General features: G+C 28.9%; 25 protein-coding genes. 16 read left to right on the forward strand and 9 right to left on the reverse strand.

Annotated features, from left to right (window positions below; all coding sequences use genetic code 11):
- The first annotated feature begins 459 nt into the window (after nucleotides 1-459).
- The 3 genes from N4A55_RS09705 (at nucleotide 460) to N4A55_RS09715 (ending at nucleotide 1519) form a co-directional block, all read left to right on the forward strand.
- On the forward strand, nucleotides 460-669 hold the full coding sequence (locus N4A55_RS09705) for a hypothetical protein (protein WP_293755583.1): 210 nt from the start codon (nucleotides 460-462) through the stop codon (nucleotides 667-669).
- Nucleotides 670-809: 140 nt separating this feature from the next.
- The gene (locus N4A55_RS09710; RefSeq protein ID WP_293755585.1) at nucleotides 810-1013 is read left to right on the forward strand and encodes a hypothetical protein; all 204 of its coding nucleotides are present in this window, start codon (nucleotides 810-812) and stop codon (nucleotides 1011-1013) included.
- Nucleotides 1014-1084: 71 nt separating this feature from the next.
- Entirely contained in the window at nucleotides 1085-1519 is a 435-nt protein-coding gene (locus tag N4A55_RS09715) for a hypothetical protein (protein ID WP_212691191.1), read from the forward strand.
- Between the two features lie 580 nt (nucleotides 1520-2099).
- Here the strand turns inward: N4A55_RS09715 and spoVB are convergent.
- A complete protein-coding gene (spoVB, locus tag N4A55_RS09720) occupies nucleotides 2100-3632 on the reverse strand; it encodes a stage V sporulation protein B (RefSeq protein WP_293755589.1) in 1533 nt (510 codons plus the stop codon).
- Nucleotides 3633-3823: 191 nt separating this feature from the next.
- Here spoVB and lspA point away from each other — a divergent pair, with 191 nt between their 5' ends.
- Nucleotides 3824-4270, forward strand: coding sequence for a signal peptidase II (gene lspA / locus N4A55_RS09725; protein WP_293755591.1), 447 nt, complete (start codon nucleotides 3824-3826; stop codon nucleotides 4268-4270).
- A 126-nt stretch (nucleotides 4271-4396) separates the two neighbouring features.
- Here lspA and N4A55_RS09730 read toward each other — a convergent pair whose 3' ends face one another.
- Nucleotides 4397-5497: a hypothetical protein gene (locus N4A55_RS09730; RefSeq protein ID WP_293755594.1), complete on the reverse strand. Its 1101-nt coding sequence runs from the start codon at nucleotides 5495-5497 to the stop codon at nucleotides 4397-4399.
- Nucleotides 5498-5675: 178 nt separating this feature from the next.
- Here N4A55_RS09730 and N4A55_RS09735 point away from each other — a divergent pair, with 178 nt between their 5' ends.
- Nucleotides 5676-5879 carry a hypothetical protein gene (locus N4A55_RS09735; RefSeq protein ID WP_293755596.1) on the forward strand — a complete coding sequence of 68 codons (204 nt, stop codon included), beginning with the start codon at nucleotides 5676-5678 and terminating at the stop codon, nucleotides 5877-5879.
- Between the two features lie 71 nt (nucleotides 5880-5950).
- On the opposite strand, the gene N4A55_RS09740 is transcribed toward N4A55_RS09735, so the two are convergent.
- The 5 genes from N4A55_RS09740 to N4A55_RS09760 all read right to left on the reverse strand — a co-directional run bounded on the left by N4A55_RS09740 (nucleotide 5951) and on the right by N4A55_RS09760 (nucleotide 9746).
- Nucleotides 5951-6796: a CPBP family intramembrane glutamic endopeptidase gene (locus tag N4A55_RS09740; RefSeq protein WP_293755598.1), complete on the reverse strand. Its 846-nt coding sequence runs from the start codon at nucleotides 6794-6796 to the stop codon at nucleotides 5951-5953.
- Nucleotides 6797-6851: 55 nt separating this feature from the next.
- Nucleotides 6852-7220, reverse strand: coding sequence for a GntR family transcriptional regulator (locus N4A55_RS09745; RefSeq protein WP_293755600.1), 369 nt, complete (start codon nucleotides 7218-7220; stop codon nucleotides 6852-6854).
- Nucleotides 7221-7337: 117 nt separating this feature from the next.
- Nucleotides 7338-8141, reverse strand: a complete 804-nt coding sequence (locus tag N4A55_RS09750) for a metal ABC transporter permease (protein WP_293755603.1) — start codon at nucleotides 8139-8141, stop codon at nucleotides 7338-7340.
- A 2-nt stretch (nucleotides 8142-8143) separates the two neighbouring features.
- On the reverse strand, nucleotides 8144-8836 hold the full coding sequence (locus tag N4A55_RS09755; protein ID WP_293755605.1) for a metal ABC transporter ATP-binding protein: 693 nt from the start codon (nucleotides 8834-8836) through the stop codon (nucleotides 8144-8146).
- A 13-nt stretch (nucleotides 8837-8849) separates the two neighbouring features.
- Nucleotides 8850-9746, reverse strand: coding sequence for a metal ABC transporter solute-binding protein, Zn/Mn family (locus tag N4A55_RS09760; RefSeq protein ID WP_293755607.1), 897 nt, complete (start codon nucleotides 9744-9746; stop codon nucleotides 8850-8852).
- Between the two features lie 175 nt (nucleotides 9747-9921).
- On the opposite strand from N4A55_RS09760, the gene N4A55_RS09765 reads away from it, so the two are divergent.
- Nucleotides 9922-10356 carry a Fur family transcriptional regulator gene (locus tag N4A55_RS09765; protein WP_293755609.1) on the forward strand — a complete coding sequence of 145 codons (435 nt, stop codon included), beginning with the start codon at nucleotides 9922-9924 and terminating at the stop codon, nucleotides 10354-10356.
- Nucleotides 10357-10406: 50 nt separating this feature from the next.
- On the opposite strand, the gene aroC is transcribed toward N4A55_RS09765, so the two are convergent.
- Nucleotides 10407-11504 (reverse strand): chorismate synthase, encoded by a 1098-nt coding sequence (aroC, locus tag N4A55_RS09770; protein ID WP_293755611.1) that lies wholly within the window; start codon nucleotides 11502-11504, stop codon nucleotides 10407-10409.
- A 279-nt stretch (nucleotides 11505-11783) separates the two neighbouring features.
- On the opposite strand from aroC, the gene N4A55_RS09775 reads away from it, so the two are divergent.
- From N4A55_RS09775 to yajC, 3 genes are all read left to right on the forward strand, one after another.
- Entirely contained in the window at nucleotides 11784-14096 is a 2313-nt protein-coding gene (locus N4A55_RS09775; protein ID WP_293755614.1) for an EAL domain-containing protein, read from the forward strand.
- A 145-nt stretch (nucleotides 14097-14241) separates the two neighbouring features.
- Nucleotides 14242-15363, forward strand: a complete 1122-nt coding sequence (gene tgt, locus N4A55_RS09780; protein ID WP_293755616.1) for a tRNA guanosine(34) transglycosylase Tgt — start codon at nucleotides 14242-14244, stop codon at nucleotides 15361-15363.
- Between the two features lie 202 nt (nucleotides 15364-15565).
- On the forward strand, nucleotides 15566-15946 hold the full coding sequence (yajC, locus tag N4A55_RS09785) for a preprotein translocase subunit YajC (protein WP_293755619.1): 381 nt from the start codon (nucleotides 15566-15568) through the stop codon (nucleotides 15944-15946).
- 72 nt (nucleotides 15947-16018) lie between these two features.
- Here the strand turns inward: yajC and N4A55_RS09790 are convergent, their stop codons facing one another.
- Nucleotides 16019-16867 (reverse strand): PHP domain-containing protein, encoded by an 849-nt coding sequence (locus N4A55_RS09790; protein WP_293755622.1) that lies wholly within the window; start codon nucleotides 16865-16867, stop codon nucleotides 16019-16021.
- Between the two features lie 140 nt (nucleotides 16868-17007).
- Here N4A55_RS09790 and N4A55_RS09795 point away from each other — a divergent pair, with 140 nt between their 5' ends.
- The 7 genes from N4A55_RS09795 to N4A55_RS09825 all read left to right on the forward strand — a co-directional run bounded on the left by N4A55_RS09795 (nucleotide 17008) and on the right by N4A55_RS09825 (nucleotide 26932).
- Nucleotides 17008-17403: a TIGR04086 family membrane protein gene (locus tag N4A55_RS09795; RefSeq protein ID WP_293755624.1), complete on the forward strand. Its 396-nt coding sequence runs from the start codon at nucleotides 17008-17010 to the stop codon at nucleotides 17401-17403.
- A 95-nt stretch (nucleotides 17404-17498) separates the two neighbouring features.
- Nucleotides 17499-17639 (forward strand): six-cysteine ranthipeptide SCIFF, encoded by a 141-nt coding sequence (gene scfA, locus N4A55_RS09800; protein WP_113675541.1) that lies wholly within the window; start codon nucleotides 17499-17501, stop codon nucleotides 17637-17639.
- A gap of 128 nt (nucleotides 17640-17767) precedes the next feature.
- On the forward strand, nucleotides 17768-19123 hold the full coding sequence (gene scfB / locus N4A55_RS09805) for a thioether cross-link-forming SCIFF peptide maturase (RefSeq protein WP_293755680.1): 1356 nt from the start codon (nucleotides 17768-17770) through the stop codon (nucleotides 19121-19123).
- A gap of 213 nt (nucleotides 19124-19336) precedes the next feature.
- Nucleotides 19337-21490 (forward strand): protein translocase subunit SecD, encoded by a 2154-nt coding sequence (gene secD / locus N4A55_RS09810; protein ID WP_293755630.1) that lies wholly within the window; start codon nucleotides 19337-19339, stop codon nucleotides 21488-21490.
- A gap of 58 nt (nucleotides 21491-21548) precedes the next feature.
- Entirely contained in the window at nucleotides 21549-23624 is a 2076-nt protein-coding gene (gene recJ, locus N4A55_RS09815; protein ID WP_293755633.1) for a single-stranded-DNA-specific exonuclease RecJ, read from the forward strand.
- Nucleotides 23625-23872: 248 nt separating this feature from the next.
- Nucleotides 23873-24385: an adenine phosphoribosyltransferase gene (locus N4A55_RS09820; RefSeq protein WP_293755635.1), complete on the forward strand. Its 513-nt coding sequence runs from the start codon at nucleotides 23873-23875 to the stop codon at nucleotides 24383-24385.
- A 336-nt stretch (nucleotides 24386-24721) separates the two neighbouring features.
- Nucleotides 24722-26932: a RelA/SpoT family protein gene (locus N4A55_RS09825; protein ID WP_330666369.1), complete on the forward strand. Its 2211-nt coding sequence runs from the start codon at nucleotides 24722-24724 to the stop codon at nucleotides 26930-26932.
- The last annotated feature ends 3 nt before the right edge of the window (nucleotides 26933-26935 follow it).

The raw sequence follows: 26935 nt of genomic DNA on the forward strand, positions 1-26935 counted from the left end.
GATACTATAAAGGGGGATTATTGGCAATGCAATAGGTATAAAATGATATTATATTTTATAATGAAATTCTGTTGGAGACATAGTTTTTTAATATATAAACTCAAAATGAGCAAATTTCATTGCTTTATTTAGATCTATAGTATTATCAAATATCATTTAAGACACCTTCGTAACGATGTTAATGGTCAATAGGTCAACTCATTCTATTCAATATACTGTGAGAAATTCAATATGTTAATACGTATACATTACTGATATATAATGCGATTATATGCTAAAAGATATAAAACAAGTAGTTTAAAAAGTTGTCTTAAATTAGAGAAAAAACAATACTTATCGAATATTAGATAAAAAAGCTTTATTGACAACATTATATTTATAATATAAAATATTAAAGTAATGATTGTAAATATTAAGAATACATATTTATATCGAATATAAACACAAAGGAGAGTGCTTATGAAAAGAAATGTATTGATTTTAATTTTATTAATGATTTTTATATTGAATTTTTTTAATGTTAATGCAAAAGAGGAAGAAAAATATCTTGATAAAAATAACATAAGAATATTAGCTGAATATCATATTAATGAATATCTTGAGAGAGAATTAAATGAAGAAATTATAATTACTGATAATGAAATATTATTAGATGATGTAACGATATAAAAAATAAGTTTTTAGAGTATGCTAGAAGCAAGAATGTATACTTATATGCAAGAACATACGACAACCCATCATATCTAGATAATATTGATAAAACTTCAAATTTTATTAAAGAAGGATTAAGTATAGACTCTCCAGTAGCAATGATGCAACATGATGACGATGACTTTACTGGTGACTTAAATCATTTTAATTGGCATTGGACAACAATAACTAAATATTTTAGAAATAATGATACTGATGATCGTTTTATTGCCATTTCATCATGGGGAGAAAGGTATTCATTTAATTTAAAATTGCTTGTAGATGCATATCCTAATACATATATTTATTTTAAAAAAGTATAGAGGTGATTTATATAAAAAAACTTTTATTTATAACATTATTAATAATAATATCACTCATTATAATTAGCAACTTGGCTTATAAGAAGAATAGTGCTCAAAAAATTAAAACAAGTGAATCAGAAAAATTCACTGAATCATTAGAAGAGTTAATTTATATTGATGAAGTTGAGTTAATCTATCAAATAAATTCTATAACATGTTATCTGGGGGTAAATGATAGCTTTGATAAAAGCCACCTTAATAATATATTACAAATAGCAAGAGAATTTACCACAATAGAAAATATGGTGGAAATAAGAAAAAAGTATTCAGAATCAAGTCAACCACCTAGTGAGTTTACAATAGAAATATATTATGGCAGTATTAAAAAAGATAATATTCCTAATTATCGCTTAAGAACAAGCTATAGCAATCCAATTCATACTGAAATATATGATTATAAAATATGGGATATATTTAAAGACGATAAATTAATTGACTTAGATAATCAAGAGAATGAGAAGTAGGTATTAATGAAGTTCAATAAAACAATATAAAACTGGGAAATTATATCTTTAAAAAAGAAATCATTGTCACCTTCAAGAGTATATATTGATATATAAAGAGAATGCTTAATTAGAGTAAATAGATATTAATTGTTTATAATAAAACTAATTATGATCAATTCTTAGAAATGATTTTTCCAGAGTATCTCATGTTATAGGTCAAAAGATGTCATAATGCTATCTACAGATAGAATTACTCCCTAAATGACGACAATTATTAACTAAAATTATATGTGAAAAAGTAACTTAAGTAACAAATAGATATGTAAAAAGATCTTCATATTTGAAGATCTTTTTGTATGTCTATTTTAGAATTTCTTAATATATCTTATATTTTGGGGGTAATCCTATGTGTACTTATGTAATACAGATTGGAAATTAACTGTAAATAAAAGGGAATTGGACAAATGGATTGATATAAATTCTGGTAACTGGTAATTGACGAAATATTAAAATCTGAGTTATAAAAATCAAGCCATTTGTGCTAATACTAAAAATCACTACATATCAATTTATGAAAAATATTTCACCATCCTACCAATTACCTCTTTTTCCTATTTAAAATAAAATTAACCTCAGTAATATTAACACTTCCTGTCAATAGGAGAAGAGGGATACATATTATCATGAATAAACAAATATTAATTAAGGTATTTACCAATAATGAAAATGGTAAAGTAATGTATTTGCCTAGTAAATCTATTAATAAAACGGATGCTAAGCAAACTAAAATTGGTTTGACCAACCAATTACCTACTTTGAAATTAATTGAGGTTATTCGTACAAGATGTATAATATTAAGTGTAGAAACTATAACAAAACTACATAGTAAACCCCATAGATATCCCTTTAATCCGTACATGGGAATCAATATAAAAATAAAAGCGATTCTAATACTAAGACCTATTACATTATTTCGAAAAACAATTAATTGCTTATTAAGTCCATTCAAGATACTTCCTAGAGTGGTTTGCAGATAAATAAATGGACATAACCAAGCTAGTATAGTTAATAAAACTCCTACATATTCTTCTTTATATACTATAACTCCCAATGTTTTACCAAAAGACAAAAATAAAAATGTACTTAATATTCCAATAAGAATAGTAAATTTCATTGTTTTAGTTGTAGTGAAGTTGATCATTGATTTATTTTTGTTAGCAGAAGCTGCTGATACCGTTGGTAATAACATAAGGGATATGGAGTTAGTAAACACACTAGGAAATAGGATCAGTGGTAGAGCCATACCAGTTAAAATACCATATATACCTAAAGCACTAGAATGAGATAAGCCGAATAATTGTAATTGTGTTGGAATAAGAATAGTCTCAATACTAGTCAATATAGTGGTAATCAATCTATTGGAAGTGATTGGTACTGCAATGGCTGATATTTTTTTTAATATTATAAAATAACTTTGAGGTGAACTTGACCTTTCCTTCAATGAATTGAATTTATAAGCTACTACTACTATTACAAAAGAAACTATTTCTCCACCTACCATCCCGATTATAGCCATGGCACAAGCATAAGTAAGTCCTTTTGGTACAAATAATGATGATAAGAAGTATATTATTGTTATTCTAGTTATTTGTTCTATAATCTGAGAAACAGCAGGTACAGTAGGATATTTCAGCCCGTAGAAATAGCCTTTGATACATGATATTATTGCGGTAAATGGTATTGATATTGCCATAATTTTGATTGCTAGGGCTGTTCGTGGTTCATTGATTAATTTGCTACTAATTAATTCAGCGTTAAAAATAAGTACTAACATCAAGATAACAGCTAAAGTAAAAGCTATGATTGAAGATGTACGAATAATCCTTTTTAGATTAGAATAATTGTTTTTGGCTTTTTCCTCAGCAACAAGTTTTGAAACAGCGGTAAAGATACCTGAACAACATATAGTATAGCATATCATATATATAGGAAACACAAGTTGGTAGAGCCCCATACCTTCAGCACCAATTAAATTACTTAAATATATTCTATTAGCGAATCCTAATATTCTAGTAATTAGTGCAGCTACAGTCAATATTATGGTTCCTTTTATTACTGAACTTCTTTTCATTTTTCTTTCAATCCTTTCATTATGTAACAATAATATAGCTAATTAATTCCTTTATAATCTATTTGTACTTATAATGGAGATTGACCTAAGTAAGTAGCCTAAAGTAATATATTCTTTAATGCTTTTCCATATTCATTTAATTTGGTATAATTAACACTAAGTATTTAGTGAAATACAGGGAGGAGGATATAATGAGATATTTTATTATTACACCATTATGTTTTTTGATTGACCAGATATGTAAGATTAATGCAGTAAATAAGATGAATAATACAACTTGTAAGCCAATACTTAAGAATAATATACTATTGAAGCTTAATTATAATGAAGGTGCTTTTCTAGGATTTCTTAAGAATAAAAAGGGGTTTTTACTATTGATTAATATTCTCTCGGTAATAATATTGATCTGTCTTAGTGTAACTTATGCTATTATGAAGGGTAACAATATACTAACTATAGGATTAGCTTTCTTGACAGGGGGAGCACTCAGCAATGTTTTTGATAGAATACGTATCAAAAAAGTTATTGACTATTTTTCTTTTAAGTGGAAACCAGATTTGATTTTTAACCTTGCAGATATGTTTGTCTTTTTAGGTTGCATATTATTGATTATTAGTGAAGTAAAACCAAGTTCCTAATATGATATTAATACTATTATGGTAGAATAAAAACAGTGTATTAATAATTTGATGCACTGTTTTTTATTCTTTAACGTTAAGTCATTTCTTATAATTATAGTGGCATCATTATTTGTTTTGAGATAATTATATTTTAGATTCTTTGATATCCTTCAACAAACTAGCCATTTCAGATTGGATTTGTGCTGATTTAGCTTCTAGTTTAGCTATCTTGATATCATAAGATTCCACTCTCTTTAGATACATGCTAACTAAATCTTGGTTTTTTGTTTCGTTGGCTTTATCCAGTTTTTGATTTAAAGTTTCTCTTTTTGCATTAGCTTTATCAATTCGTTTTTGAATTTTATTATATTTCTTAAGTAGTTCAGCGTATTTTTGCATTTTGCTATTAATATCGCTGAATTCAGATGTTTTTTTATCCATTAATTTCATGAAATCCTTACCAAATTTATCACTCATTTCATCAGTATTAATAGAATTCTTTAGTTCATTTAACTTATCAATATCATTATTAATTTCATTAGTATATGATAAAATCCTATTCATCAAATCAGAAGATGATATAATATCATCAGGTGAATTCTGTATTAGCATATCTCTTAACTTTTTCATTTTATCACTGATTTTATTTGTATAATCAAACATATCAATTGCTTTCGTAAAAGTATTATAGGTCTTAAAATCCCCCAGATCCATAGTACCTATCTTATTACTTATATACGTGTCTAATTGTAGTTTTGAGCCATCTACAAAATAATCTTTTGTGGCATTTGCAATTTTAGAGAAAAGATCGCTAAAAGATTCTTTATCTAATGAGCATTCCATATCGCTGTTAGAAAAACATTTTTTAATTTTATTAAACATTCTATTACATTCATCACCTACAGCTTTTTGAAAGGCTGAGTCTAATTTATCCAAATATGCTGTACGTTTATTCTCTGGAGCATTATCCATGATTTTGTTGTATACTTCAGCGTATTTCTTACCATATTCTTTGATGATACCATTAGTAGTATAAAGTTTATTAGATTCCATATTATCAGAAATTTTGTTAAATGCACCTTCATCAAAATATTTATTTACAGCATCTTCAGATATATTAATAGTTGCACTAATATTATTTTTATCATTTTGATCAGATGCATATTTTTTATTTATTAGATGTATGTTTTTCAGTGGGTTAGTAATAATATTATTTGTTCCTAAGTCGTTATAGTGAATTTTCAATTAAATTCCCCCCTTATTATTATAATTTTTATAAATGTTATAATTTAATTTAATATTACCTATACCATATATCGGCATGTTTTTATAAAAGTTAATTAATTTTTTAAGACAATTATTATAGCTTGATTTATGAATAATTGAAATCATAATAGAGAAAATAATAATAAGGAGGGATGAGATGGGTAAAATTAAAAGAAGAGATTTCAAATTCTATCACAACAGTATTATAACTAGAAATATTCTTGAAAATTCATTTAATTATGAAATAGGTACAATGCTACCTGAAAAATTTATTGAATCTAATAGAGATATAGAAGAGGAATATCTGGATGAAAGCGATATAATAAAAAATGACCTTAATGGTAAAAAATTTTTGAATTAATACTAAAGGGGCTGACGGATAATACATTTTGGAAAATAGACATGTATTATCCGTCAGCCTAAGTAAACTAATCAGTATTGATTGTTTTCAATAGGTATTAGGTATACAATCATAGTGACGATTACAAATATTAAGGTAGTCAAAATTCCCCCTTCTAAACCAAAATCTCCACCTGTTAAGAGGTTATCATGAATTATCCTAATGGGATATACAGAATCCCACAATGTGGAACCACTAACATTAAAACCGAAAAAACCACCTTGAAAGAAATTCCATGTAATATGATATCCAATAGCCATTAAAATATTTTTTGTTTTCAAAGTCATATAAGTAAATAAAATTCCTATAAGTACAATATTAATAAGACCAACGATACTAACATTAGGATTAAGAAAATGTAATGCTGAAAATATTACTGCTGGAATAATGTAAACTACATATTTGTTGTTATATCTGTTAAGAGTATGGACTATATAGCCTCTAACCAATAATTCTTCATCAATTCCAACTAGGATAAATATTATCAATACATAGATAATATTAGAAGAAAAAATTGGTTTATCAAAACTGTATGTAAGTGTAGCATTATCAGTTGCAAATAATAATAATGCTATAATAGTGATTGATAATGCACCAAGTATCAAACCTATTAATAGGTGCTTTAATGATTGTTTGGAAAAGATTACTCCAAATTTTCTTGGTGATCTTTTTTCTAGTTTATAGACTAATATAAATGCAATTATTAATGCAATAACAGATAGAGATTTGATTAGAATATATACTATATAATAGTTAGTAAAATCTAGTGGATTAAATAATAAAGAAGCTACTTTCTGGAAGGTAAAATAAAATGTAATAAAAAGTGTTATTTTGATACCAGAATAAATCTTGTTATGTTTATTCTTAAAAAAATTCATTAGCATTACCCCTTAGATATAATTTTATTAGACTTTTAAGTAGTTATTTTTTACTTTACTCGTATAGTAACTTGATTATTTCAATCAATTCATCAATGCTTAACCCAAGCATTTTACTTTCTTCTATTATTTTACTTAGCTTATTCTCAATCATTTGCATCCTTTTTTCTCGTATTAGTTCGTCATTTTTAAGCGCAACGTAGAATCCTTTTCCTCTAACTGATTCAACAAAGCCCTCTTTTTCTAATTCTTCATAAGCACGCTTGGTTGTTATAACACTAATTTGAAGTTCTTTCGCTAGTTTTCGTATAGATGGAAGAGGCTCTGTTTCTTTTAGATCACCAGTAATAATATATTTTTTTAATTGATTAGTAATCTGTAGATAGATTGGATCCGAACTAGAGTTTGATATGATTATATTCAAAGTTTAACCTCCTATCCGTTAATACCGTGCATATTATATATATACACAATAAACATATATATATCATTTGTCAAGAATAAATTATCATTAATCAAAAAAACTAACGTAAAATGAATACTATTTTTTTGATTTGATTAGTGCGGTAATTAAATAGGCTACACTTGATAATATTATAATAGTTGCACCAGAAGGTATGTTGAAATAATAAGAGAAGACCAGACCCAAGAAGCATAAAATAATACCCATTATTGAAGATAATAATATTATAATGTTAAAATTATATGTAATTAATTTAGATATTGCTGGAGGAACTGTTAATAGGGTTATTACTAATATGATACCAACTACTTTTATTAAAATAACTATACTTAAGGCTATAAGAATAAATAGAAAGTATTCTAAAAAAGTAGTATTAACCCCTTTGCTGCGTAGAAAAACTTCATCAAATAAATAACTTTTTATATAATTAAATAATGCAAATGAACTTATAAGGATAAAGAGGGTCAAAATAACCATAAGATAAATATCCTTCACTGAAACGGTTAATATATCTCCAAATAAATAAGTAGTCATATCTGGTGGGTAACCAGGTGTAAGAGATATAAATAGTATCCCAAGTGCCATACCTAATGACCATAGCATACCTATGATTGTATCGGAAGTAGTATTAGTCTTTCTTTTTATACTGACAATAGCAACTGCTGATATTATTGCAAACAAAAGTCCTCCTATTATAGGTTCAAACCCTAATAGAAAACCAAGACCTATACCTCCAAAAGATGCATGGGCGATACCGCCACTCATCATTACTAATTTTTTTTCTACAACAATTGTTCCAATTATTCCACATACAATACTAGCTAAGATAATACTTACTATAGCATTCTGCATGAAACCATATTTACATATTGCTTCTAACATAACTACTTTCCTTTCGTATAAAATAAATTTTGAAAATGACAAGGATCTATTGTTTCGTCATTGTCATGAACATGCATGGTCTTATTAATACATGCAAATTTTTTTACATTATGTTTTATCATACCAATGTCGTGGCTAACCATAATTATGGTCATTTCTTTATTCAATGTAGTCAAGATATTATAGATTTCCTCTTTTGCATCAGTATCTAGACTAGCTGTTGGTTCATCAAGTAATAAAATATCTGGATTGGTTACTAATGCTCTTGCAAGCAATACTTTTTGTAATTGACCACCAGATAGTTGATTGATTCTCTTGTTGGCTAGATAATTAATTTTCAACTTATCTATTGCAAATGTAACTTTGCTTCTATCATTTTGTTTATAACGGTAAAACAATTTATAATCTGATGGAAGAGTACCACTCAATATCACATCAAATACTGTTATAGGAAAATCCCTGTTAAATGTGGAGAATTGAGGAACGTAACCTATAACTACATTTGGTTCTATAACTATTTTGCCTTTATCTGGAGTAATATCACCTATTATGGATTTTAGAAGAGTTGTTTTACCACTTCCATTAGGTCCTATTATTCCAATATAATCGTTTTTATTAACTTTTAAGTTTATATTATCCAGTGCTATATAATTATTATAGTAAACGGATAAATTCTTTATTTCTAATAATGCCATATTAGTCACCTTATTAATATGAAGATACAAAAGTATCAACAATCTTTTTGTAGTTATCAATATATTCTTTTGATAAAATATCCAGAGAAATTACTTTCCCATTAATCTCGTCTGCAATGACAGTTGCTTGTTTGCTATCAAATTCTTGTTGATAGAATACAACTTTTATATTTTGTTCTTTTGCAGAATTAATCACATTAGTCATAGTTTCAATGGTTGCAGTTTTACCATCCTCTTCAATAACCATCATTTTCAAACCGTAATCGTTAGCGAAATAACCAAGTGAAGGATGATATATAATAAAATTATCTATATCAGAGTCTTTCAAAGTTTCTTCGATGTAAATATCTAATTTTTCTAATTCTGCAATATATTTAGCTGCATTGTCAACATAGTAATCTTTATTCTCAGGGTCAATATCACAAAGAGAATCTCTGATTGAATTAATCATAACTATTACTCTTTTTGGTGACATCCATATATGTGGGTCTATTACCTTGCTAGTTTCTTCTTTCTCATTTTCGGTAGTTTCATCATGTTCATGGGAATGACTATCTAAATAAAGAATAGGGTATTCTTTTTCAGAGACATCCTTAAGTGAGATAACTTCTGTATTATTACTTACTATCTTGGGTAATATATTATTTTCAGAGGCTACTCCAATGGTAAAATACAAGTCAGCATCACTTATATGTTCTAATTCTTTTGGCGAAGGCTGATAGTTTGCAGGACTAAAGCCTGGGGGTATTACGGTAGTGACAGTGCCTTTATCACCAAGTACAGCGTTAACAAATGCTTCTTCTGGTCCAATTGATACTGCTATATTAATTTTATTGTTATTTACAGATTTGCCAGAACATCCAGATAATATTAATATTATAGATGCTAGTAATAATAAACTTCTTTTCATATAAATCCTCCTATATAATTTAAATGCAAATAATTTGCATTTAAATTATACTATTTAATTATAGTATTGACAAGTACATTTTTACTAAAAGAATTAATTTTATTAGTTAAAAAAATATTAGTATATGTTATAATAAATTAACGACAAGTAATCTTCTTAGAATAAAGGTGTTTATATGGATTTTAATAAAGTTATTGACCTATTAAAAAATAATGGTTATAAATTGACTAATCAGAGAAAGATTATAATAGAAGCTCTGTATCATAGTGATAAACCAATATCTATGGAAGAATGGTTATTGTTAACTAAGGATAAGAATCCAGGTATTAATCTATCAACCATTTATAGAAATATTGATGTATTAGAGGATCTGGGGCTACTAGAAAAAATCAGACCAAAAGATGGTAACATTAAGTATACTCTTAATCTAATGGAAAATCATGCCCATTTTCTCATTTGTAAAAGATGTGGTAAAGCAGAAGCAATAGAATGCTGCCTTAGTAATGAGTTCAAAAAAATTATTGAGGACAAAGAGTTTGATTTGATTGAACATAACTTAGAATTATATGGATACTGTAAAGAGTGTCATAGTGAATTGGATAAAAAATAACAATGGGTTGTTTCACATAGTGAGACAACCCATTGTTATTATTATTGTGGCTAAGAATAGATTTTCTTAAGGTTATCAATTCTGCTGGTTACATTCCTGAACAACATGTCAACCAAAGTAATAGCTACCATTGATTCTACGACAATTACAGCTCTTGGAACTATAATAGGATCATGTCTACCTTTTATGTTGATATCAATGTTTTCTCCAGATTTGTTAACTGTTCTCTGTGTGGTTTTAATTGAAGGAGTAGGTTTAACAGCGGCTCTTAATACAATACGAGAACCATCACTAATACCTCCTAATATACCACCAGCATTGTTTGATTCTTTTTCAATTACATCATTTTCATATTTATAGAAATCATTGTTCTCAATACCTGTTAACTTGGAAGCTGAAAATCCATTACCTATTTCAAAACCTTTGATACTACCTATTGACATGACAGCTTTTGACAGTTCTGCATCTAGCCTATCAAAAACAGGTTCACCAAGACCTGATGGAAGATTGTCTACTCTACATTCTATTATTCCTCCACAAGAATTACCTTTTTTCATTAAATCAAGTAGATAGTTTTCAGCTTTCTCTACACAAGCTTTATCAGGTATACATAGGTCATTATTCCATATTTCATTTTCATGGAAATCTGTGCTTGTGGATATATTCCCAATGGATTTTGTATATGTTGTTAGTTTAATGCTAAGAGTAGATAATATTTTTTTTGCAATTGCACCACCAGCTACACGTCCTATGGTCTCTCTACCCGAAGAACGACCTCCACCTCTATAGTCTCTAAATCCATATTTCATATCATAAGTCATATCAGCATGTCCAGGACGATAAAATCTGGATATTTCGGAATAATCTTTTGACTTTTGATTATTATTATAAACAACTATAGATATAGGAGTACCTGTGGTTTTCCCTTCAAACACACCAGATAATATATTAGCCTTGTCAGACTCTTTTCTTGGTGTAGAAAAAATAGATTTACCAGGTTTTCTTTTGTTTAATTCAATTTGAATATCTTCTTCTGTTAATTCAATACCAGCTGGACATCCGTCGATAACCACTCCAACTGCTTCACCATGGGATTCTCCCCATGTAGATATTGTAAATAATTTTCCAAAGTTGGAACCTGTTGACATATAATCACCTTCTATACTTAATAGCTTGCCATATATTATATACAATTCTTAACAATTAAACAAGATAATAATAATTTTTTGTATCAAAACTAGTAAATAGTATAAAAAAAATTACATTTTTTGACATGAATATAAAAAAATATTTATAAATGTGATATAATATATTAGAATAAATATAAAGGGTAAATTTGACAATTAATAAAAGATATTAAGTATATGGTTATGTTGAATTTTTAAATTATATTATAAACAATAATTTTACTAAGATGGGGTGTTCAAATGGAGATATCTGAAAATTTTTATTACGCCTTAATTAACAATATATTTAGCGGATATGCATATCATAAAGTAATTACAGATTCTGATGGGAATCCTGTTGATTATGAGTTTATAGATATTAATGATGATTATTGTAAATTATTGGGATTAAAAAGAGAGGATATTATTGGAAAAAGAATAACTGAAATTATTCCAAGTATGGTAGATGAATCATTTGATTGGGTTAATTTTTTTGGTAAGATAGCAATAGAGGGTAGTAATGGTTCTACTATACAATATTTTAAATCATTTGATAAATGGTATCAGGTAAATGTGTTTAGTGATAAAAAAGGGTATTTTGCAGAAATTTTTACTGATATTACTGAGATGAAAAAAAAAGAATTGTTATTGGAAAAAAAGAATGAACAGTTGAGTAAGTTATTTGAGGAGATTACGGCATCAGAAGAAGAACTAAGACAGCAGAATGAAAAACTTACTCAAGTATATGAAGAGATTGCTGCATCAGAAGAAGAATTAAGACAACAAAATGAACATATTAGCGGATTGTATGAAGAACTGGTTGCATCAGAAGAGACTCTAAGTGAACAAAATAGGTTGTTAAAACAGAGTAATGATTTAATAAAAGAAAAAGAACAAGTTTATAAATTGATTTCAGAAGCGTCAAATGATGGTATCTGGTACTGGAATATGAGCAATGGAAAGCGTAACATATCATATGACTGGTATAAGGAGCTTGGAATTAATCTTGAGATATTCTCTGATATTAATACTTGGGATAAAATTGTTCATCCAGATGACCTTGAAAAAGCTAAAAAAACCTTGGATGATTGTATTACTGGAATAACTTCAAGTTTTGAAAGTATCTATAGAATTCGTACAATAAGGGGAGAATATAGATGGATAATTTCTAGAGGAAAGGTCTTAAAGAATGCTGATGGAAAACCTTGTTTGATGGCAGGTGCACATATTGATATAACCAATAAGAAAATTAAAGATGATAAGATTAAGTATTTAGCATATTATGATACTCTTACAGGTCTACCTAATAGAGCATATCTATTAGAACAATTAAGTAGAAATTTAGATACTAATGACAAAATTGCATTGATAGTAATGGATGTTGATAACTTCAAGAGTGTTAATGATAGTGTTGGTTTTTTAATAGGTGATAGTATTCTAAAACAAGTAGGATTAAGATTATCAAGAGCCATTACTAAAAATGATTTTATTGCCCGTCTTAGCGGTGACGAATTTGCAGTTATCTTGAATAATGTTGATAATAACGAAGATATAATTGAAAGAGCCAATTTGGTAAAAGATTGTTTTAATGAACCATTTATTGCTGAAAATAATATACATCAATTGAGTATTAGTCTAGGAATTGCTGTTTCTCCTTATGATGGAGTTGATTCAAAAGACTTGCTCAAGAATGCTGATACTGCAATGTACAAAGTTAAAAACATGTGTAAAAACAGCATATCTTTTTTTACACAAGATATGAAAGAAGAATTTTTGAAGAGAATTAATATTGAAAAACAATTGAAATCAGCATTAGAAAATAATGAGTTCAAACTTTTTTATCAACCTCAATTTGATATGAAAACTGGTAAGATAAGAGGTTTTGAAGCATTGCTTAGATGGATTAATTCAAAACTAGGATTAGTAAGTCCTATGACATTTATTCCAATAGCAGAAGAAATAGGAATTATTAATGAAATAGGAGAATGGGTATTGAAGGAAGCATGTAATCAATATAAGAAATGGAACTGTGAGTATTCATTTAATGGTATTATATCTGTAAATATTTCTCCTATTCAGTTAAAAACACACAATTTTTATGATATCGTACATAATATTTTAAAAGAAACAGGTATCAAATCAGGTTGTTTGGAACTAGAGATTACTGAGAATTTATTTATTGATGCTCTAGATTCGGCAAAAATGCTACTGAATGAATTGATTGGATTAGGAGTTAGAATATCATTAGATGATTTTGGAACAGGATATTCTTCGTTAAGTTACCTAAAATCATTACCAATAGATACTCTTAAAATTGATAAATCGTTCATTAAGAATACTACATATACAGGAGTAGAAAGAGAAATTACTAGATCGGTTATAGATCTAGTAAGGAAAATTGGTCTTGAAACTATAGCAGAAGGAGTGGAAAATGATAAACAACTTAACTTCCTTTATCAGTCATTATGTGATAACATACAAGGATTCTTAACAGGTAAACCAATGCCCGCAGAACTAGTAGTTGATATAATAAAAGAGGGAAAAGTAGACTTAATACAATATATAGATAAGTGAAACCATACATATAATTAGTAGATGTAGGATAATTGGTCTATTAAGATTGAGTTAGATTGTATAATATGTTCTTGAAATGTTAATAAATTAGTTGTATACTTGGTAGACGTGTAAAAAAACAAAAAATTGACGAATGGTGATTAAAGTGTATAAATTATTGAATGTAGATGGAAGAGCAAAAAGAGCTGAAGTGCACACGGTTCATGGTGTTATTCAGACTCCGGTTTTTATGAATGTTGGTACTGCAGGGGCTATTAAAGGAGCAGTCTCAAGTATGGATTTAAAAGAAATCAAGTGTCAAGTTGAATTATCAAATACTTATCATCTTCATGTCAGACCTGGAGATGATGTAATTAAGAAATTAGGAGGACTTCACAAATTTATGGTATGGGATAGACCTATACTTACGGATTCTGGTGGATTCCAAGTTTTTTCTCTATCTGGTCTTAGAAAAATTAAAGAAGAAGGAGTATATTTTTCTTCTCATGTGGATGGACGTAAAATATTTATGGGACCAGAAGAGAGTATGCAAATTCAATCAAACATTGCTTCAACAATAGCTATGGCATTTGATGAATGTGCTCCTTATCCAGCGACAAGAGAATACATGCAGAATTCTGTTGATAGAACAACTAGATGGCTAAAAAGATGTAAGGCTGAGATGAATAGACTTAATTCTATTGAAGATACTATTAATAGAAAACAAATGCTATTTGGAATTAATCAAGGTGGAACTTATGAAGATATAAGGATAGAACATGCAAAAGTTATTTCCGAATTAGACTTAGATGGATATGCTGTTGGAGGACTAGCAGTAGGAGAGTCTCATGAAGAAATGTATAGAATTCTAGAAGAAGTAGTCCCACATCTTCCACAGAATAAACCAACATACCTTATGGGGGTAGGAACACCAATTAATATATTGGAATCTGTTGAAAGAGGAATAGATTTCTTTGACTGTGTTTATCCAGCCAGAAATGGAAGACATGGTCATGTATACACTAATTTTGGTAAACTTAATCTATGGAATGCAAAATTTCAACTAGATGATAGGCCAATTGAAGAAGGCTGTCAGTGTCCAGCATGTAAGCATTATAGTAGAGCATATATAAGACATCTTCTAAAAGCTAAAGAAATGTTGGGTATGCGATTATGTGTACTTCATAATTTGTATTTCTATAATACACTTATGGAAGAAATAAGAGACGCTATTGATAAAAATGAATACCAAGAATATAAAAATAATAAAATAGAAAATATGTTATAAAAAATTATATAAAGATTTTCTAGTAAGTATCAATGAAAATATATTGAACTAATTGAAATGGGTGTATAGATGATTAAGTTCAAATATATGGATAAAATAGTTGACAGGAAGTTATTAACAGTGTATCTTATTATATAAGAATAGTGATTCATATAAGCTACTGAATAGATAAATTTCTGTGTAAAAACAAGGAGGAAAATTTATGTTAAGTTTATTTGTATTAGAAGCTGGAGCTGGTGCACAACCATCTACTGCTGGTAGTATAGGTGCTATGTTAATACCTATGGTAATTTTATTTGGTTTTATGTACCTAATGCTTATTAGACCTCAAAAAAAGAGACAAAGAGAAATAGACCGAATGCAGTCAAGTATTAATATTGGTGATTCTGTTATGACTAATGGTGGTTTCTATGGAAAAGTTGTTGACTCTGTTAATAATGTTCTTATAGTTGAACTTGGTACTAACAAAAGTGTAAGAGTTCCTATTGAAAGAAATGCTGTTGCAGCAGTTAAAGAACCAGATTTAACGATTAATAGAGATGACTTAATTGAAGATAAAAAAGAAGAAAAAGAAGAAGAATAGAATTAATGGGTTTTACACAAGGGCTGTATATGATTACAGCCCTTAATATTTTCCCTTTAGAAAATCTATAGTCTATTTTGTTGTTTTGTTCTTGATAGCTTCAAGTATAGAATAAGGAATTTCTAGATTACCTCTTCCCACACCAAGGTCGATATCGGGTTTATTACTACCGTGAAAATCAGAACCACCAGAAATTACAAGATTATATTTATCTGCGAAGTATTTCAAATATTTTTCTTCAGATTTGTTGTACAAAGAATAAAGTCCTTCAATACCTAATAGACCTATTTCTGATAATTCATTAATAAGATTATCTAATTGTCTAGGATCCATATTGTATAGAGTTGGATGTGCTAGAATGGGTACACCACCACATGATAAGACAAGTTGAATTGCCATTTCTGGAGTCACTTTTTCTCTAGGCACATAGCAAGGACTATCATTGCCTATATATTTATTAAAAGCTTCTCTCATAGATGAAACATAGCCTTTTTTAAGCATTGCTTTAGCAAAATGAGCTCTAGTATAGACATCAGAACTAGATGTAGACAAAACATCTTCTAGGGAAATGTTTATTCCATAATTATTGAGTTTTTCTATCATCTTAATATTCCGTGATTCTCTAGCATCTACTATTTCATTTAATCCATTTACAAATGTTTCATCGGTTTCATCAATATATAAACCCAAAAGGTGTATTTCTGTATCATTATATCTTGTTGAGAATTCAATTCCGCTAACTATCTCTACATTATATGATTCACCGCATTTTTTAGCTTCCTTAATTCCAGAGATACAGTCATGATCAGTTATAGCAATAGCAACAATATTTTTTTTGGAAGCATATTCTACTAATTCACATGGCTTATAAGTCCCATCAGAAGCAGTTGTATGAACATGCAAATCTATAATTTTTTTCAAATAAAATCATTCCTCTCTACATAATATATATGTGTAATACATAATATGAATATTTATAAACCATAATTTAACTTAAAAGCATGGCATATTTTAAATTATAGCACAGTATAATATTATATGGAACAATAAGGGGGAGGATTATGGGCAGAACATCTCGAATTTCAAAGAAACCAGACATTAACACACAAAAAATAATAGTGAACATGCTAAAAGCTATTATGATTGGATACATAATTACTATTTTATGTGTACTGCTTCTTTCATTCATCGTATATAAATATGATCCTAGTAATAGTCAGATTAATATAGGAAGAGTCGTTATTATAATATTAGCAACTATTATTATGGGCTTATTAATAGGAAGAGGCATAGGTAAAAATAAATGGATGTACGGTGCTATTGCTGGAGTTATTTATTTTGTTATATTCGTCATAGCATCTATAATAATTAACAAGAATAGTGGAATTTCTGGAGACGCAATAAGTTTGTTCTTTATGTGCGTTGGTGGTAGTACATTAGGAGGAATGCTAGGATAAGTTATAAGTTACTTGAAAATCTACTTTTAAAAGTGACAATCTTATGATATAATGTTTTAAGTTAAAGTAACATGTGCTTAAAGGAGGAAAAAGCAATGAAGCATATTAAAACATTAAACTCAGCTACTCTTAAAAAGAGTTTAAAAAATGGTGGATGCGGCGAATGCCAAACATCATGTCAATCAGCATGTAAAACATCATGTACAGTTGGGAATCAAACTTGTGAAAACAAATAATTTATAAGTTTATTAAGCAGTGACGTTAGTCGCTGCTTATATTAGGTTTAATGGATACTTCATTATTGAAGTATTCTAATAATTTAGCTGAATTACATATAGCTAAGCATAAGAAAGGAAGAATAACAATGGTACATCAATATAAAATGGGCGATATGAACATTGTTGTAGATGTTTATAGCGGTGGAATTCATGTAGTTGATGATATTGTTTATGATGTAATAGAAAGTTATGAAGAGTTATCTAGGGATGACTTAATAAGCAAACTTTCTTCAAAATACGATAAGAAAGTAATAATTGAATCAATTAATGAAGTTAAAGAACTTATTGATAATGAATTACTTTTTACTGATGATACATACAAAGAAGCAATTATCAGCTTTAAAAAAAGAGAGCCCGTTGTAAAAGCTTTGTGTTTACATATAGCACATGATTGTAACTTATGTTGCAAGTATTGCTTTGCAGGTGAAGGTGAATATCATGGAGACCGTTCACTTATGACTACTGCAATAGGTAAAAAATCCATTGATTTTCTATTAGAGAATTCAGGTAATAGAAGAAACCTTGAAGTAGATTTCTTCGGTGGAGAACCATTGATGAATTTTGAAGTAGTAAAAGATATTGTAAAATACGCAAGATCTAAAGAAAAAGAATATAATAAGAATTTTAGATTTACAATAACTACTAATGGAATATTACTTGATGATGATATCATGGAATTTGTTAATGAAAATATGTATAATGTAGTACTTAGCATAGATGGAAGAAAAGAAGTAAATGATAGAATGAGAGCATCTAAAAATGGCAAGGGTAGTTATGATATTATTATGCCTAAGTTCAAGAGAATGGCTGAAAGTAGAAATCAAGAGAATTATTATGTAAGAGGAACGTTCACTCATTTTAATCTTGATTTCTCACAGGATGTATTACATCTAGCCGACCAGGGCTTCAAGCAGATATCTATAGAACCCGTTGTTGCACCCGCTGATATGCCATATGCTCTTAAGGAAGAGGATATACCATATCTATGTGAACAATACGACATATTAGCAAAAGAAATGATTAAGAGAAGAGAACAAGGTAGAGATTTTAATTTCTTCCACTTCATGATTGACTTATCACAAGGACCATGTGTGATAAAGAGGCTTTCAGGTTGTGGTTCAGGAACTGAATATATTGCTGTTACACCATGGGGAGATCTATACCCATGTCATCAATTTGTGGGAATAGATGAATTCAAGCTTGGAACCGTTGATGAAGGAATAACTAATCTAGAAAAACGGAAAGAATTCAAAGAATGTTGTGTATATTCAAAAGAAAAATGTCAAAATTGTTGGGCAAAATTCTATTGTAGTGGTGGATGTACAGCTAATGCATATCAATTCCACGGTAATATATATGATACATATGAAATAGGGTGTGAACTTGAGAAAAAACGAGTTGAATCTGCTATTTATATGAAAGCAAAAGAAATGATGGAATAATACAATATATAAATTATCTTGACTAATTTTAAGATAATATTTATAATTTAACGTAGTATGTAAGTTATAATATATAGATATAAGTCTGATATTTATTTAAGTATAACTTACAAAATAATTAATATATATTGATATCTATAGAATATATTATAGATTCAATATAAAAATATTAGAAAATAAATATGATAATGTACAAAGGAGGATATTGTTGCAATGAAGGGGAAAAAAATTATTACCCTATTGCTTTTAGTTGTTATAATCGCATGTTCTGTATTTGTAGCAGTTAAAGGAGTAGGAAAAGATGAAATTGGTGGAGCAAACAATGTAAAATTAGGTCTTGACTTAGCTGGTGGTGTTAGTATAACATACACTACTGTCAAAGAAAAACCAACTGACAAAGAGCTAGATGATACAGTTTTTAAAATTAGAAAAAGAATAGACGGAATGGGTTATACGGAAGGACAAGTTTATAGAGAAGGTTCTGACCGTGTTAATGTTGATATTCCTAATGCAACAAATGCAGAAGAAGTATTAGAAGAACTTGGTAAACCAGGTAAACTAGAATTTTTAGATCCAGAAGGAAATATAGTATTAACAGGACAAGACGTAAAGAATGCTACTGCAAAAATGATAGCTGGAGAAGTTGATCCATATATTATATCCCTTGAACTTAATGAAAGTGGAAAAGACAAATTTTATGAAGCTACCAAAAAATTTGTAGGTAAGAGAATAGCCATTGCTTATAATGGTGAAAACATAATGGAGCCTATTGTAAATGAACCAATCAAAGATGGTAACGCTTCTATCAGTAATATGGGAAGTATGGAAAGAGCAGAAGCAATGGCATCTAATATTCGTATCGGTGCGCTACCTCTAGAACTTGAAGAATTAAGATCAAATGTAGTAGGAGCGACACTTGGTGAAGAAGCAGTTAAGACAAGTATAAAAGCTGGTATTATTGGTCTTGCTTTGATATTATTATTTATGATAGTATTTTATAGAATACCTGGACTTGCTGCTGATATAGCATTAGTATTCTATTCTTCATTAGTAATTATCATATTAAGCGTATTCGAGATTACATTAACATTGCCTGGTATTGCAGGTATTATCTTATCAATTGGTATGGCTGTTGATGCCAACATAATTATATTCTCAAGGATAAAGGAAGAATTAGCACTTGAGAAAACACTTAGAGCTTCACTGAAAGCTGGATTTAAAAAAGCTACATCAGCTATTTTGGATGGTAATATTACAACATTGATAGCATCAGCTATCTTATATCTAATGGGAACAGGACCAATCAAAGGTTTTGCTCAGACTCTTGCAATTGGTATTATTGTTTCTATGTTTACAGCTTTAGTAATTACTAGACTTATACTCGGAGCATTTGCTGGATTAGGAATTAAGAATAAAAAATTATATGGTATTGCTCAAAAAACAAGAACTATAAAAGTTGTTGCTAAGAGAAAAATTTGGTTTAGTATCTCAATTGTTATTATAGTTATAGGAATCCTTGCAATGCCAATATATAACGCTTCAAAAGGTACTCCCCTTAACTATGATATAGAATTTAGTGGTGGTTCTACAACTCTTGTTAACATAGGAAAAACAATGAGTAAAGCTGAAATGGATAGTGAGTTGACACCGATAGTTGTTGAAGCAACTAATGATAAGAGTCCTCAATTCCAAGCAGTTACAGATAAGAAACAAGTTATTATCAAAACTAATAAATTAGATAATGAAACAAGAACTAAATTACAAGAAAAATTGATTGAAAAATATGGTATAACTTCTGAAGATATTGAAAGCGAAAGTATCAGTCCAACAATAAGTAATGAGATGCGTAAGAGTGCTATGCTATCTATAATATTAGCAGCTATCTGTATGTTAATATATATAACATTAAGATTCAAAGATTATAGATTCGGTGTTAGTGCGGTTGTTGCATTAATTCACGACGTATTAATTGTATTAGCAGTATATTCATTATTTAGAGTACCTATTAATAATTCATTCATTGCTGCAATGCTAACAATTGTTGGATACTCAATCAATGATACAATAGTTTTATTTGACCGTGTTCGTGAGAATCAAAAATATATGAAACGTGGAGATTTCAAAGGTGTTGTTGATACATCAATAAGTCAAACAATGTCACGTTCAATTAATACATCCCTTACAACTTTTGTTATGGTTGCAATACTATATATAATTGGTGTTACTTCAATTAGAGAGTTTGCTCTACCATTAATGGTTGGTATCCTTTCAGGAACATATTCTTCAATATTTGTTGCCAGTCCATTATGGTATGTATTTAAAAGAAAAGAAGAAAAGAAAATTCAAAAAGCACATCAACAAAGATAATTAAACTTACATCCCTCTAGCAAATCTTTGCTAGGGGGATTTTTTGGAGGTTGTTTATTTGGAACCAAAATACATCTGGAACTTAAAACAAAAAAATGAAAAGATTGTAGACCAATTATCTGAAAAATACAAGATGTCTACTATAATGGCAACTATATTAGCTAATCGTAATATAGTAATCGAAAAAGATATTGTCAGATTTCTTAATGCAGATAAAGACAAATTCTATGATCCATACTTAATGAAAGATATGGACAAGGCTGTAGAACGTATCATTACAGCAATAGATAATAATGAGAAAATAACTATATATGGAGATTATGATGTGGATGGAATCACAAGTACATCAGTTCTATATATGTATTTAAAAGAAAATGGTACTCAGGTTGATTACTATATACCCAATAGATTAGAAGAAGGATATGGGGTTAATGATGATGCTGTAAAAAACATATATCAAGGTGGTTCGAAGTTAATTATTACTGTTGATACAGGTATTACAGCTATATCACAAGTAGATTTAGCTAATTCATTAGGCTTGGATATGGTAATAACAGACCACCATGAATGTCAAGAAAGAATACCTAATGCTGTAGCTGTGATTGATCCCAAGCAAAAAGACTGCCAATATCCTTTTGATATGTTAGCAGGTGTAGGTGTAGCATTTAAAGTAATTCATGCATTATCAATAAAATTAGGTAATATAGATTCTATATGGAAGTATTTAGATATTGTCGCTGTTGGTACAGTGGCTGATATAGTACCTTTAAAAGATGAAAATAGGATTATTACCAAGTTAGCTTTTAAAACTATGAAAGATACTTGGAATGTGGGGTTAAAAGCACTAATAAAAGTATCAGGAAATAAAAAAGATGATAAAATAACGGCTGGTATAATTGGATTCCGTATCGCTCCTAGATTAAATGCAGCAGGTAGACTTGGAGATGCCAAGAGAGGAGTAGAATTATTTATCACAGAAGATAAAATTAAAGCGGCTAATATTGCTGAAAAACTCAATGAAGAAAATATTCAGCGACAACAATTGGAGCAAGAGATATTCGAGGAAGCTGTACATATAATTGAAGAAAATATTGATATAGATAATACTAAAATCATAGTAATAGCATCAAGTAATTGGCATCATGGAGTAATTGGTATTGTAGCTTCTAGAATTACTGAGAAGTATTATAGACCAAGTATACTATTAAGTATTGAAGATGGGGTAGCTACTGGATCAGCTAGAAGTGTAGATGGGTTTAACATATTTGAAGCTTTATGCTCTACTAAAGAGGTGTTTATAAAGTTTGGAGGACATGAGATGGCAGCTGGTATGTCATTAAAAGAAGAGAATATAGATAACCTTAGAGAACTTCTCAATGAATATGCTAAGAATACTATGGAACCTGATACACTAATACCAAAATTAACTGCTGATATGGAAATAGATATAAAAGATATCAACATACCTCTTATTGAAGAAATAATAAAGTTAGAGCCTTATGGTGTAGGAAATCCTGAACCGAAATTCATATGTAAAGGGAAAGTGAATGATGTTAGAAAAATAGGTAAAGAGAGTAACCATCTTAAAATGAGAGTAGATTATAATAAAAATTACTTAGATGGAATAGGATTTGGAATGGCACATTTCTATGATTATATTAATGTGACTCATGATATATCATTGTTAGGAACATTGAATATAAATGAATGGAACGGTACAAAGAAACCTCAAATCATGTTGAAGGATATTAATCCTAATAATGAATTTATAGTATCAATAAAAAGATATTATGATAAATTTAAGAACTTTAAAAATTCGAATTTTGATGGGAATACAAAAGGATATCTTCAAGATGAACAAGTAATTCCAACTAGAAAAGAGTTTGAAGTTATATATAGAACTCTCCTGAATCTAGAAAAACAGATGAAAGAAACTGTTATAGTAACTAAATTATTACAGATGCTAGGTTTTACTAAACCTAATAAAATATTGACTTTATTAATTTGTCTAGAAGTATTTTGCGAACTTAGATTATTAGAATATAGAGTAGATAACATGAAATTGATTTTTAAATTGAATAAAGGTATCAAAGTAAAGTTAGATGAATCGAGTATATACAAAAAAATAATTTGATTGAAAAAATAAATAATATTTCCTTAAGAAAAATTTGAAAAAGCTTTGCTAGAAGTTATTAAATTTGGTATACTTATATTGTATGTTTAATTATGTTTGAAAAGCGATAAGTAAACATATAAATTTGATAAATAAATATCCTTTTAAGGCACTACTATTTTTAAAAAGTAATTAATGATATACATTATTTTATATTATGATAGTCTAATTAATTCCTTATAGGGTATTACGAAAAGGAGTAAGGAAGTATGGATCTTAAAACTCTTATAAGAGAAGTACCTGATTTTCCAAAAGAAGGTATTTTATTTTATGACATTACTACAATTTTACAAAATCCAGAAGGATTAAAGGCTTCTATCGATCAGATACAAGCTAAATTGGAAGGTATTGAATTCGATTACATAATTGGACCAGAATCAAGAGGCTTTATTTTTGGTGTACCAGTAGCTTATAATATGGGTAAAGGATTTTTACCTATTAGAAAAGCTGGTAAATTACCATATAAAACGAAAAGTAAAGAATATGCTTTAGAATATGGTACTGCAACTATTGAAATGCATATTGATGCTATTAAACCAGGCGATAAAGTTGTAATCATAGATGATTTATTAGCGACAGGTGGAACATCAAAAGCTACCGTAGAATTAATTGAAAGTTTAGGAGGAGAAGTTGTAAAGTTAGTATACTTAATCGAGCTTGACTTCCTAAAAGGTAGAGACAAATTAAAGAATTATGATGTAGATTCTATTATACATGAATAAAAATAAGACCTTTACTCTGAATAAGTTAAAGTAAAGGTCTTATTTTTATTATTATTCATCTTATAGGAAAGTCATTAGCATATGTGGTATAGATAACTTCTTGGAAGACAAGACGTATGTCTTTTCATCTATAGAACATTTATTCAGTAATAACGTATAATACATATTAAATAATAATATATATGATTATGCTTAATAGTTTATAGTTTAGAGTGCAATAATTCTTGCATTTTGTAAGAAAAAAAACTATAATATATAGATATATTAGATTCATCAATAATTCAGTTTAAAAAACTAGAAATACTAAATAAAAATGTAAATAGAAGCGGTGATGAAATGCCTGATAAAATTTATATGGATTTATTACAAGTAATAAGAAAATACCACCCATCCGAAGATTTTTCGATGATTGAAAAAGCGTATCAACTTGCTAAGACAGCTCATGAAAGACAGCTTAGAAAATCAGGGGAGCCTTATATAATACATCCTTTGGCTGTTGCTCATTTGTTAGCTGAACTAGAGCTTGATAAAGAATCGATAATGGCGGGTATACTTCATGATGTTGTAGAAGATACAGAATATACAATAGAATATATTACAAATGAATTCAGTAAGGAAGTTGCTCTATTGGTTGATGGAGTAACTAAACTAGAAAAAATCCCTTATTCTACAGATAAAGAAGAAATACAAGCAGAAAATTATAGAAAAATGTTTTTAGCTATGTCAAAGGATATACGTGTAATTCTTATTAAGTTGGCAGATAGACTTCATAATATGCGTACTCTAAGATATAAGTCAGAAGAAAAGCAAAAAAAGATTGCTAAGGAAACATTAGATATTTATGCTCCTTTAGCCCATAGATTAGGTATTTCAAAATTTAAAATTGAATTAGAAGACCTATCTTTTAGATATATTAATCCCGAAGCTTATTATGACCTAGTTGAAAAAATAGCTAGAAAAAGAGATGATAGAATAAGCTTTGTTGATAAAATTGTTGTAGATATAAAAGGTGAAATAGATAGAATTGGAATAAAAGCAGAAGTAGACGGTCGACCAAAACACTTCTTTAGTATTTATAAAAAAATGGTTGGACAGAATAAGACTATTGATCAAATATATGATCTTTTTGCAGTAAGAGCTGTTGTAGAATCAGTAAAAGATTGTTATGGAGTCTTAGGTGTAATCCATGAAATGTATAAACCAATACCAGGAAGGTTTAAGGACTATATTGCTATGCCTAAGCCAAACATGTATCAATCGTTACATACAACGGTTATTGGTCCAGAAGGAGAACCTTTTGAAATGCAGATTAGAACATATGAAATGCATAGAACGGCTGAATATGGTATAGCTGCTCACTGGAAATATAAAGAAGGTAAGACAACACAGTCAATGGAGCAGAGCGAAGAACAAAAATTAAATTGGTTAAGACAGATTCTAGAATGGCAGAGAGATATGTCTGATAATAAAGAATTCCTAGATGTTCTCAAATCCGATTTAGATGTTTTTGCCGATCAGGTATATGCATTTACGCCTTCAGGTGATGTAATAGATCTACCAGCTGGTTCAACACCTATTGACTTTGCTTATCATATCCATAGTGCTGTAGGGAATAAAATGGTTGGTGCCAGAGTCAATGGTAAAATAGTTACATTTGATTATAAAATCAAAAATGGAGATAGAATTGAGATAATTACTTCACAGAATTCTCATGGTCCAAGTAGAGATTGGTTAAACATCATAAAAAGCTCACAAGCTAAAAGTAAAATCAACCAGTGGTTCAGGAAAGAATTTAAGGAAGACAATATTATCAGAGGTAAAGAATTAATAGAAAAATATTCAAAAGGCAAGGGGATACCCCTTAGTGATATAATTAAGCCAGAATTTACTCAAGCTGTTAAGAGGAAATATGGTTTCAAGGATTGGGATGCTGTATGTGCTGCTATAGGTCATGGAGGCTTAAAAGAAGGACAGATAGTAAATAGGCTTTATGAAGAATATAAGAAGAAGATTAAGACAATAGGTAAGAGTAATGAAGTAGTTGAAGAAGTATTTGATATAAACACTTCAACAGCAAGACAGTCCAAAAGTGGTATTGTTGTAAAAGGTGTAGAAGATTTGGCTGTTAGATTTAGTAAATGCTGTAATCCAGTGCCTGGGGATGAAATAATAGGATTTATTACTAGAGGCAGGGGTGTATCGATACATCGAACGGATTGTAGTAACATCATTAATCTATCAGAATTGGAAAGACATAGATTGATTGAAGCTGAATGGCAAAATCTGGATGAAAAAGAATCTAGTCGTCTATATCAGGTTGAAATTCAGATAATAAGTTCAAATAGAGTAGGGTTATTATATGATGTATCAAAAGTATTAACTGAAGAAAGAATCCCTGTAAAATCATTAAATGCTCGTTCTAATAAGGGTGATAAATCTATCTTTAATGTAACTATGGATATCAATGGCGTTAATCAACTGAATAAACTTACTAAAAAGTTGAGAAATATTGAAGGTGTTGAAGAAATAATAAGAACCAATAGCTAGAAA

The sequence above is a fragment of the Vallitalea sp. genome (assembly GCF_025211055.1).
Lineage (GTDB): Bacteria > Bacillota > Clostridia > Lachnospirales > Vallitaleaceae > Vallitalea.